Source organism: Streptomyces sp. NPDC047515 (assembly GCF_040643055.1).
Lineage (GTDB): Bacteria > Actinomycetota > Actinomycetes > Streptomycetales > Streptomycetaceae > Streptomyces.
Map to the genome: position 1 here is coordinate 1 of NZ_JBEYTM010000107.1, position 10,231 is coordinate 10,231.

General features: G+C 65.4%; 9 protein-coding genes and 2 pseudogenes. 3 read left to right on the forward strand and 8 right to left on the reverse strand.

Annotated features, from left to right (window positions below):
* Positions 1-181: 181 nt before the first annotated feature.
* Entirely contained in the window at positions 182-1,774 is a 1,593-nt protein-coding gene (locus tag ABZ826_RS37830; protein ID WP_361458935.1) for an FAD-binding protein, read from the reverse strand.
* A 61-nt stretch (positions 1,775-1,835) separates the two neighbouring features.
* Positions 1,836-3,164, reverse strand: a complete 1,329-nt coding sequence (locus ABZ826_RS37835) for a hypothetical protein (RefSeq protein ID WP_361458937.1) — start codon at positions 3,162-3,164, stop codon at positions 1,836-1,838.
* 489 nt (positions 3,165-3,653) lie between these two features.
* Between ABZ826_RS37835 and ABZ826_RS37840 the strand changes: the two genes are divergently transcribed.
* Positions 3,654-5,042, forward strand: coding sequence for an IS1380 family transposase (locus tag ABZ826_RS37840; protein WP_361458939.1), 1,389 nt, complete (start codon positions 3,654-3,656; stop codon positions 5,040-5,042).
* Positions 5,043-5,195: 153 nt separating this feature from the next.
* Here the strand turns inward: ABZ826_RS37840 and ABZ826_RS37845 are convergent, their stop codons facing one another.
* The 3 genes from ABZ826_RS37845 to ABZ826_RS37855 are packed head-to-tail and all read right to left on the reverse strand — an operon-like array spanning position 5,196 to position 6,258.
* The gene (locus ABZ826_RS37845) at positions 5,196-5,339 is read right to left on the reverse strand and encodes a hypothetical protein (protein WP_361458941.1); all 144 of its coding nucleotides are present in this window, start codon (positions 5,337-5,339) and stop codon (positions 5,196-5,198) included.
* A complete protein-coding gene (locus tag ABZ826_RS37850) occupies positions 5,336-5,809 on the reverse strand; it encodes a transposase (RefSeq protein ID WP_361458943.1) in 474 nt (157 codons plus the stop codon). Before ABZ826_RS37850 ends, ABZ826_RS37845 begins: the two co-directional genes overlap by 4 nt.
* Complete coding sequence (locus ABZ826_RS37855; RefSeq protein WP_361458945.1) at positions 5,719-6,258, reverse strand: winged helix-turn-helix domain-containing protein; 540 nt, start codon at positions 6,256-6,258, stop codon at positions 5,719-5,721. Before ABZ826_RS37855 ends, ABZ826_RS37850 begins: the two co-directional genes overlap by 91 nt.
* A 195-nt stretch (positions 6,259-6,453) precedes the next feature.
* Here ABZ826_RS37855 and ABZ826_RS37860 point away from each other — a divergent pair, with 195 nt between their 5' ends.
* The gene (locus ABZ826_RS37860; RefSeq protein WP_361458947.1) at positions 6,454-7,245 is read left to right on the forward strand and encodes an MFS transporter; all 792 of its coding nucleotides are present in this window, start codon (positions 6,454-6,456) and stop codon (positions 7,243-7,245) included.
* Positions 7,246-7,256: 11 nt separating this feature from the next.
* Positions 7,257-7,682, forward strand: coding sequence for a hypothetical protein (locus ABZ826_RS37865; RefSeq protein WP_361458949.1), 426 nt, complete (start codon positions 7,257-7,259; stop codon positions 7,680-7,682).
* A 509-nt stretch (positions 7,683-8,191) separates the two neighbouring features.
* Here ABZ826_RS37865 and ABZ826_RS37870 read toward each other — a convergent pair.
* The 3 genes and pseudogenes from ABZ826_RS37870 to ABZ826_RS37880 all read right to left on the reverse strand — a co-directional run.
* Positions 8,192-8,329: pseudogene (locus ABZ826_RS37870) on the reverse strand (DNA-binding response regulator); the annotation flags it as partial.
* A gap of 93 nt (positions 8,330-8,422) precedes the next feature.
* Positions 8,423-8,758, reverse strand: coding sequence for a phosphopantetheine-binding protein (locus ABZ826_RS37875; protein ID WP_361458951.1), 336 nt, complete (start codon positions 8,756-8,758; stop codon positions 8,423-8,425).
* Positions 8,735-9,976, reverse strand: a pseudogene (locus ABZ826_RS37880) (amino acid adenylation domain-containing protein); the annotation flags it as partial. The gene ABZ826_RS37875 and the pseudogene ABZ826_RS37880, both read right to left, overlap by 24 nt.
* Between the last annotated feature and the right edge of the window lie 255 nt (positions 9,977-10,231).

Genomic DNA, 10,231 nt, shown 5'->3' on the forward strand with positions numbered 1-10,231 from the left:
CGCACGACGGCGGAGCTCAAGCGGGTAACGGGAAGGTCGTGCCATGACCCGATCCTTTCATGAAATCGAGTCTCCATTCGACACGGGGCGGTTCAGTTTGACGGGCGGGGGCTGGAAACGGAGCCCTCACAGGCCACCGCGCCAGTCCCCGACCCTACTGAATGCTTACGGTGAGATCACCTCACTCCACTGGAATCGACTGCGCGTGATGGAAGATGTTCGCCGGATCCCAGCGGCGCTTTACGGCAACGAGGTTCCGTTGGTTGTTGCGGAAGTTATCGAGGAAGTAGAGCCACAGCGCGTCATCGACGTTGCCCTTGGTGTGTGTGCCGAGAACGCCGTCAGGGTAATTGTAGTATGCGCCTGCAACCGTTCCGCTCGGATCATTGGCCGGGTCGGGAGTCCCGCCGTACTCGGCGTAGACCTCTCGGTAGAACTCGTTGATCCATCCCAGATGGGCGTCGGCTTGGGCATCGTAGGGGGCCTGGCTTCCCTCGCCAGGACGCGAGGCATTGAGCCAGTAGGTCTGATACTGCAGCTTCATGATCGCGTCGCGTTGGGGAACTGCGGTCGCGCCGGGAGCAACCCGATTGATGGCCCCCCCGTAACTGTCGACCTGCAAGAGACTCTGGCTCATATCCGACTCGGAGACACCTTTTGGGGTCGTGTTGAGCCAGCGGTAGATCGCAGCAACTTGATTCGGCGGGAATGCCTTGTTCATGTACGCGGACTTGTACTTGCCGAACTGGTTGGGCCCCGAACCGTTCAGAGTCTGCAGCGCTTCGAGGTAGGTAACGTGTTGCACGCTCTCGTTGCCTATAAGGGCCGTCGTCCAACCTGGATGGCCGCCGAGCGGGTTTCGCAACGGCGTATGGTCGACGATCGCCCCGAAGCGCGTTCGCGTTTCTGTGTACCGTCGCTCGACCTCGGTCCGGTGGTCGAGGCGAGTGGCCCCTTCGGGGGACACGGCTTGGACGATCATGCCGAGCTGCCCGGACGATACGTGCGTGAGCTTCAGCAAGCTGAACTCGGTCTCGGGCATGTCACTCACGAACTCTGCGTAGCAGGCAAGCAAGTCCGCGAAGGAATCCGTGTCGATCGATGCCCAGTTCCAGGAGAGGGTGTAGATCGAAGCGAACTCCGGGGCCTCGGGCAGCTCATCAAAGTAGTAGCGCAGGATGACACCGAAATTGCCGCATCCGGCCCCCCGCAGGGCCCAAAAGAGGTCTCGTTCGTCATTCGAGGCGCTCGTCGCCGACACGTGGTGCAGCTCAGCGCTGTTCGACGACGCGTTCCAGGTCACGATGTCGACCGCGCTGAGGTGGTCGACGATCAAACCGTGCAATCGCGACAAGAGTCCGTATCCACCGCCGGTGATGTGACCCCCGGCACCGACCGAGTAGCAGCTTCCTCCGGGAAGCGTCTTGCTGAAACCGTTTAGCAAGACTCGGTAAACGGACCAGTTCTCACAACCTGCCTCGATGAAGAAAACGGCCCGTCGTTCATCCCAGCCGACACGGTTCATCGAAGACATGTCGACGATGGCCTTGGTCGTGCCGTTGTATATGAAGTTCTCGTAGCAGTGGCGCCCGGACACGACCTTGACGTCGCGCCCGTAGCGGGAGATGGCTTCGCTGACTTGTGTGACCGTTTCGGCATCGTTCTTGGGGACATAAACTGCCTCGAGCTTCGAGGCGAACCAGCGCCGGTCGAAGCCTTGTCGGTCGCTGAGCACGACGGGACGTGAACCGATGCTCACAGACGGGGTAGACATGTTCAGGACTCCATAATCGAGAAAGGACGGTGTGTGGTTGGGAAGCGCTGCCGCCAGGGCTTCAATAGCCGCGCTCGAGAAAGCTCCCTTGGGCCTGATCGTCGTATTCGATCGCCCCGACTTCCCAGTAGTTTTGCCAGTAGTTGGGCGTCTGGTTGCGTTGGACCATGCGATAAGTCCATTGAGCAGTCAGCAGCCAGAGCACCAGATTCCCAGAAAGCCCGCTGATCGGACAAACCGGCTCGTCAAAGCCCGGGATGTCGAGGACGCCCGCGCCGTCGCGGCTGTGCGTGTTGATGGCAACATCCACGTAGTCGCTGAGAGAGCCGACACCTCCATTTCCATCGAAGGGGCCAAAGGCGACGACCATCGCGCCGATTTGCTTGGCGTACTGAGCGACCTGAATCTCGTCGCTGTTGTCGGGGCTGATCGCGCCGATGAGCACGATGTCGTTGGCCTTGAGCTGCGTCTTGTACAAGTCGTAGGGCTGCATGATCATGCTGCCAGCGGCAGTCTCGTAGGCCTCATTAACAAACATGTTTTGAGTGCCTTCGTAGGGCGTTCCGGCCTGTGGATGCCCATACACGAGAAGGCGCGGGGGATCTGCGGCCTCTGCGAGGAGCAGGATGCGGTCGGTCCAGGCACACGCCACGCGATCGATCAGCTCGAATTCGTGCTCGCGGATCCGTTCAAAGCTCCTCAGGGCATTGTCGAGGTATTCACGGGCCACGCCAGTGCCGTCATCGGATCCCTCGGTACTGATCTGCTTGCACAAAGCGGCCGTGCAGGCCCAATAGACCAGGAATTGCGAGAGACCGCTAGAAGAGATGATCTTGAACTCGGGAATTGCTGGAGTCGAGATCACGCCGCAACTCCAAGTGCAGCCGCTGTCGAGCACACGGTCGCAAATCTGCTCGAGCGAGGTGCTCATCTTGACCGGCAAGAAAGACCCGATAGGGGTCTTATAGAAGCGGGCATAACTGCAGGTGATGCCGACGGTGTACGCGCCTCGGGCGCGAGCTTCGTCCGGGCCAACATCGGGAATGGTTCCTTTGTCGGGGTTGATGAGCGATGCGCCGTTCGTGAGCAAGAAGTCACCCGGTTTCATCTGGTTGTAATCCGCTGAGATGTTCCGGTCGGCACGCTGTGGCAGCACCGAGGGCTGCCCGGGAATGCCAGGGCTTGCCGCGAACATAGCAAAGTGTCCCACCAGGACGTGCGAGAAGATCCGGCCGCCGGAGGCCTGACACTCGTAGGCGACCTTCATCGCCTCACAGATTCCAGTGATCTGGGTGTCTCGAATGTGTCGACCGATGCCCTCGATCTCCGCGTAGAAGAGCTCCATGTAGGACGTGCCGGCAAGAGGGGGTCCAACGGAAGGGGCGTTCATGCGTGTTTCCTTTCAGCTTTCGCGGATGAGGTCACCTGGCGGGTACATATCGGTGGTCTGTCAGATTCGGGGCTGCTGCACTCGGCGACTTCCCGTGACCTGCGCGGATCCGATATTGCAGACGCCGCCCGATCAAGCTCTCGACCTGCGTCGATCCCGGTTCCAACAGACCACCGAATATTCGGTGATCGCGTGGGTGGGCATAGGCGAGGCGAAAGTGATCGCGTGGGTGGGCATAGGTGAGGCGAAAGCGCATTCACGCGGACTCGTTGCGTTGACGTCGCTGGACATTGAAGCTTGCCGCGCACTCGGCTCTAAAAAGAGTCTCACGTCGCGCCGTGGGTGCAAGTCGCACTGCCAGGGCTGATCCTGGATCCACCGTGTGACGGGTGTTTTGTGGAGAGGGAAGCGAGAAGAGGTGCCTGCTGACCTGGGATGATGGGAGTTCTCTACGCTTCCATCAGGCTCAACCAGCAAGGCACCTCGTAAGTGAAATCTTCCCACAGCCCGGCGGCGGTGTTCGCCGCGTTCGACGAACCGAATCTGATCGCGCATGCCGGGCTGGTCCCGGCGATCCGGCTGGCCGAGCGTTGCGGTCTGGCGAATCTGGTGGCCCAGAAGGTGAGGCTGACCGGCGCGAAGAACGGCGCGGGCACGGCTGCTGACGCGAAGGCCATGTCCATCGTGGCGGGGATGGTGGCGGGCGCGGACAGCATCGACGACCTGGATGTCCTGCGGCACGGCGGGCTGCCCCGCCTGTTTCGCGGGATACGGGCCCCGTCCACACTCGGTACGTTTCTGCGCGCCTTCACCTGGGGACATGTGCGCCAACTCCAGTCCGCGACAAGGACGTTCACCTGCACGCTGGCCGCGCACACTGGGCTCGTGCCGAAGACGGACGAGGTGGCGTTCGTGGATATCGACTCCAAGGTCAAGCAGGTCTACGGGCCGGCCAAGCAGGGCGCCTCGTTCGGCTATACGAAGGTCCGCGGCCTGCACTTCCAGATCGTCACCGTCAAGACGGGCACGTGCGCGCCGGTCATCGTCGCAACGAGGCTGCGCAAGGGCTCGGCAGGCTCCGGCAAAGGGGCGGCGAGTCTGCTGCGCGAGGCGCTGGCCACGGTGCGGGCGATGGGGATCACTGCGCAGATCGTCGTGCGCGCCGACTCGGCGTACTTCTCCCACAAGGTCGTCGACGCCTGCCGCACGGCCGGCGTCCGCTTCTCCCTGGCGGTCGCGGTAAAGAAGACGGTCCGCGAGGCCATCGCGAACATCGCCGAGGACGCCTGGACGCCAATCGAGTACACCGCCGCGGTCTGGGACGACGAGGATGAGTGCTGGGTCTCCGACGCGGAGATCGCCGAGATCTCCTTCACCGCGTTCACCAGTAAGAAGAAGCAGTTCCACACCACGGCCCGGCTCATCGTGCGGCGGGTGAAACGCCTCAACCCCAAGAGCGTCCCCGAAGGCCAGGCCGAGCTATTCGGCGTCTGGCGCCACCACGTCATCTTCACCGACAGCCGCTTCGAGCTCGCCCAATCCGAGCCGATGCACCGCGAACACGCCGTGGTCGAGCAGGTCTTCGCCGACCTGGAGGATTCCGCCCTCGGCCACCTGCCCTCGGGGAAGTTCACCGCGAACGCCGCCTGGCTGACCCTGGCCGCCGCGGCCTACAACCTCACCCGGGCTGCCGGTCACCTCGCCTCCGTCTTCCACGCCAAAGCGAGGACCGGAACCATCCGCCGCCACCTCATCCATGTCCCGGCCCGGATCGCGACCAGGGCGCGGACGATCACCCTGCACCTTCCTCAACGCTGGTGCTGGGAAGCGGACTTCACCGATCTGTGGACCGCTACCGGACAGCGTCTGCGCACCTGACCCAGCTGCCCGACGCCCGCCCACGACCAGGAAGAACCTTCGGAGAACCCGCCACCGAGACGGCCACCCGGCAAGACATGCTGCCCAAGCCCGAAAACATCACCGGCATCCCACCCGAAATCGAAGATCAGAATTCACGCGGTGGATCGAGGGTCAGTTCGTCAGGGTCAGGCCGGTGCCTATGAGGCAGCTGTCAATGAGGTGTGGTCTGTATTGGGTCTGCTTGAGGCTGCGCTTCACTGTGGTGGCGAGCTGGTCGAGGTTCGCGGCGGCGAGGTTGCCGATCGTCTGTTTCACCAGAGACCAGATGCCCTCCTGCGGGTTGAGGTCGGGTGCGCAGGACGGAAAGTGAAAACGATCAGCCAGTCCTCGTTCGCGGCGATGAAGTCCTTCATCTGCGGCATGAGATGGGTACGCAGGTTGTCCCAGACCAGGACGATGGGGCCTTTGAGCTGGTTGTGTGCCCGCACGATGAGGTCACGGTAGTCCTGCCAGGTGAACCCCTTGGGTTCGCCCTTGCGGCCCCGGTGGACACGGAAGCTGTAGATCAGTCGGGACCGGTCTCCGGGACGGAAGCAGACCATCCCCGCCATCGAAACCCGCCCCGATCTCCGGCCCCGGACTCGAACGACCGGGGTGTGACCGACCCGGCCCCAGGACCTCGCGCGTGGCGGCCTCAGCGACTGACTGGCCTCGTCCTCGCAGACGATCCAGGCTCCGCGGGCCGCCGCCGTGCTTTTACCTGCGGCCACACCTCCTTCTTCCACAACTCCACTGCCTCGTCGTCACGTTCGATCGCTCGCCGAGCCGGCTGCTGCCAGGACCAGCCATGACGCTTCAGTAACCGCCATGTCCCCTCCACCGTGTAGCTGACGTGGAACAACCGCCCGATCAACGTCTTCACCCGCGCCAGCGTCCACCGCTGATCCGCCCAGCCATGAGCAAGAGGACCCCGTTCCAACTCACGTTCCAGCCGCGCGATTTGGAGTGCGGAAAGTCTCGGGCGTCCTGGTGATCCCTTCGACCGGACACCCTCCTCACCCCGCTCCCGCCACTGCCGGCGCCAGCGTTCCACCGACTGTTCACTGACCTGCAGCGCGGCCGCGATCTCCCTGTTCTTCTCACCGCTCTCGAAGCGACTGACTGCCTCCAGCCGGATCCGCTCCCTCGCGGCTCTCTTGGCATCGGTCAAACCGCCGCCCTGCGCGTATCTCACACCACACAGCTACCGACCCGGCTCAGCTGCTGTCAGGCGAACGGGCCGACATCACCCAATCAAGTTCAGTAGCCTCAGGGCCCCGGGGAGAGTCGCGTTCGCCCGGTTTGATCACGGAATCCCGTGGAGGGTAAGGGCGGCTGCGGGGTGGGTGTGGGCTCGTCGACCGCTGGCGATGTTGGCCCAACCGGAGCGGTGGAGGGTGGCACGGGCGAGGTCGCGCAGGACGCTCATGACGGCGGGAGTGCGGTGGCGGCGGATCTGGCTGGCGTCTTCGGCGAAGGTTACTCTGGGCCGGTTGTCTCCGCCCTGGGTCTGGCGATCGGCCCGGTCCTGGGCGGGCCGATGGTGGACGCGTTCGGATGGGCCAGTGTGTTCTGGATCAACGTCCCGATCGGAGTGGCAGGGCTGCTGCTCGCCGCCCGAGCGCTCCCGGAGTTCGCAGGCCGGGCCAGGCGAGTGGACCTTCCGGGCCAGTTGCTCTCGGTGCTCGGCTTCGGCGCCCTGGTCTACGCACTCATCGAAGGACCGGCCCGCGGCTGGACCGACACCCGTGTCCTGACCCTCGCGGCGGCGGCGACAGTAGCCCTGCTGGCCTTCGTCGCGGTCGAACTCCGCACCACCGACCCCATGCTCGACCCGCACTTTTTCCGGGATCCGGTGCTCAGCGGAGCCGCGGTGAGCGGATTCATGATCAGCTTCGGGATGTTCGGGGCGTCGTTCTTCTTGCCGTTGCTCATGCAGGACCTGATGGGCTGGGCGCCGGCGAGCGCGGGTCTGGCGGGGCTGCCCATGACCGCGGTGATCGTCGTCGCCGCGCCGCTGTCCGGCACACTCACCGCGCGCTGCGGCCCCCGGATTCCTCTGGTGACCGGCCTGTCCCTGTGCGCGGCGGCTCTCGGCGGCCTCTCGCTCTACGGTCAGCACGCCCACTACCGGGAGTATCTGTGGGTGTTGTTCGCTATGGGAATCGGCATGGGGGGATGACCTTCACACCGGTGTCCGTCACAGTTATGAAGCGCGTACCTCTCGCCCAGGCCGGTATGGCCTCTGCGACCCTCAACATGCTGCGCGAGATCGGCGGCGTCGTCGGCGTCGCCGCCCTGGGAGCCGTTCTCACCAGCCGCCTGGCCGCCACGTTGACCGGATCGCTCGATCGGCTCGGTGTTCCCCCTGAAACCCGCCAGGGCATCGCAGACTCGGTGGTCGGCACGGGAGCAGGCAGAACCCAGGTGCTGCCCGTACCCGTCCATGACGCCGTGAACACGGCCTTCGTCGAAGGGCTCCATCTGGCACTGCGCTGCGGCGGCGCGGCCATGGCCACCGCAGCTGTGCTCGTGGCCGTCCTCCTGCGCTCGGCATCGAGCCAGGCCACCGAGCCCGCCGACGAACCGACACAGCAAGACGAACCGGCTTACCAATAACAAGCGGGGAATGGGGCAGGCGACGGCGGTGGCCGTGGTGCTGGACGAGGCCACTCGCAGGTGCTTGGAACGAATCGTCGCGTCCGCATCCGGGCAGGTTCGGCAGGTACTTCGGGCCAGGATCGTGCTGGGCGCGGCGGACGGCACCGACGAACGGCCAGGCACATCGACCAGCTGCCCACTCGCCTCGCCGGGGCGAGGCGGCGGCGCCCTGTTCGGGCTCGTCGGCCACGCTGATCCTGTTCGCCCTGGCCTGGCGGGTTACCCGGGTGCGTACGCCCCGGACGGTCGCGGAGTCCATCGGGGAGGAGGGGAGGAAGAGGGAGACGGAGGAGGTGTTCGTGGCCGCCCGTTTCCTGGAGCACACGGAACACAACCCGCATCTGTTCGGTACCCACATCGTCCTCGGCGACGGGCCGCCCCGGACGACCTGTCCCGCATCCTCCGCGAGCTGCGCCCCGCGACGGTGTGAGGGCTCCCGTCACGATGTCAGGGGTGCTCGGCAGTGCTCGCGAGGGCTGTGGGCGATGGGCGAACTCCGCGGGCGGGCGCCGCGTCACGGCCGGTGCCAGCAGCGCGTCACCGGTGGCGATCCGGATCGCCGCGATCGGTTCGCCGGGCGGCGTGCCCTTGAGCAGGAACGCGGACCTCACTCCTCGCGCACGTCTCCCCGGTGTCGGTCCGCCGCCCGACGAACGTGTCCGGCTGGTGTCACTGGCACCAGCCGGACACCTGCGCGGTTACGCGGCCGCGCGCGATTCCTGTACGCGGACGGCCAGCGACCGGACCGTTGGTGCGGAGAAGAGTGCTGAAACAGGCAGGGAGACGTCTAGTTCCTTCCTCACCTTCGCCATCAGACGTACGGCCTGCAGGGAGTCTCCGCCCAGTTCGAAGAAGTTGTCCAGGACGGAGAGCGAGGACGTTTCGAAGAAGTCCTTCCACAGCGGGTGCAGGGCCTGTTCCTCCTCCGTGGCAGGGCGGGCGTTCTCGTCTTCCGTGTCCGGCTCCTCCTCATGCCGGGCCAGCGAGGCGCGGTCCACCTTCCCGTTCGCTGTCAGGGGCAGTGCGTCCCACACGGTCACCAGGGCCGGAAGCATGTACGGCGGCAGGAATTCCCCCGCGGCCTTCTTGATGTCCGCGCCCGTCTGCCCGGCGCCCGCCTCCAGCACGACGTGCGCCACCAGTCGCCTGCGTCTGCGGTCGCCCGGGGCCGTGACGACAGCGCCCGCAACCTCTGGGCCTCGCAGCAGCGCGGCTTCCACATCGCCCAGCTCGATCCGGTGGCCGCCGATCTTGACCTGCATGTCGTCGCGACCGAGGAACTCGATCTCGCCGTTGGGCAGGAGACGTCCCCAGTCCCCGGTCCGGTACACGCGTTCTCCGTTGTACGGGGAGACGGTGAAACTCTTCGCCGTCTTCTCCGTGTCGCCGAGGTATTCACGGGCCAGGCCGATGCCGGCGATGCAGATTTCCCCCACGACCCAAGTGGGGTGTGCCCGCAGGAGCGTGTCCGCTACAAAGACCTTCTGGTTCCGCATGGACGTGCCGTAGGGGATGGACGGCAACGCCGCGTCCTCGGGCACGATCCGATGCCAGATCGACCAGATCGAAGCCTCGGTCGCGCCCCCCAGGCTCCACTGCGCAGCCCGGGGGAAGAACCGCCGGATCTCGCCGGGCAGTGCCACGGGAATCCAGTCCCCGCTCATGAGGACGGCGCGCAGTGCGGACGGGGCGTTCGGGGGCCGGGGATCTGTGGACTGCGAGGATGTCAGGTACTCGCACATCATGGCCATCAGGGCGGGAACGCCGTTCCACACCGTGACGCTCTCCTCGGCCATCAGGGAAAGCCAGTTGCCGGGTTCGCGTGCGTCTTCGGGACCGGGCAGCACGACCGCGCCGCCGACGGACAGGGGGCCGAAGATGTCGTAGACCGACAAGTCGAAGTGGAGAGCCGAGAGGCCGAGAACGCGGTCGTCCGCGGTGAGCGACAGCTCGTCGTTGACGTCCAGGATCGTGTTGACCGCCGACCCGTGCTCGATCACCACCCCTTTCGGGACGCCCGCGGAGCCCGAGGTGTAGATCACGTACGCAACGTCACGAGGTGTCACCGGGAGGTCCGCCGCCGTGCGGGCCGCGGTCCTCCCGAACGGGGTGGGCGCCTCGACGTCCAGCACCGTGAGGCCATCGGGCCAGTCGATGGCGTTGCGCACCGAAGGCTGGGTGAGGATCGTGTCCAGCCCCGCGGCTGCGATCACAGCGGCAAGACGCCGGGCCGGCCAGTGCGGGTCCATGGGAACGTACGCGCCTGCCGGGTCACCGAGCCGAGCCCCGCGCCGACACTGGGGACGGACGAGCCCTCCGTACCCGACTCCGCCCCGCGCCCGACGCCGTCAGGCCGGCTGCCGCAGCATTGCGCTTGAACCGTTCCCAGTCCGGGGCGCCGCGGGATGTGCAGGAGTGGCTGCCGCCCGAGCACCTGTGCTGGAAGGTGCTCGACGTCGTCGAGGTTCTTGACCTGTCGGCGTTCGAGAACAGCTATCGTGACGACG

Excerpts from the sequence above, each read along its gene's own strand:
- ABZ826_RS37835 (WP_361458937.1), bottom strand. The coding sequence starts at position 3,164 with ATGAACGCCCCTTCCGTTGGACCCCCTCTTGCCGGCACGTCCTACATG.
- ABZ826_RS37830 (WP_361458935.1), bottom strand. The coding sequence starts at position 1,774 with ATGTCTACCCCGTCTGTGAGCATCGGTTCACGTCCCGTCGTGCTCAGC.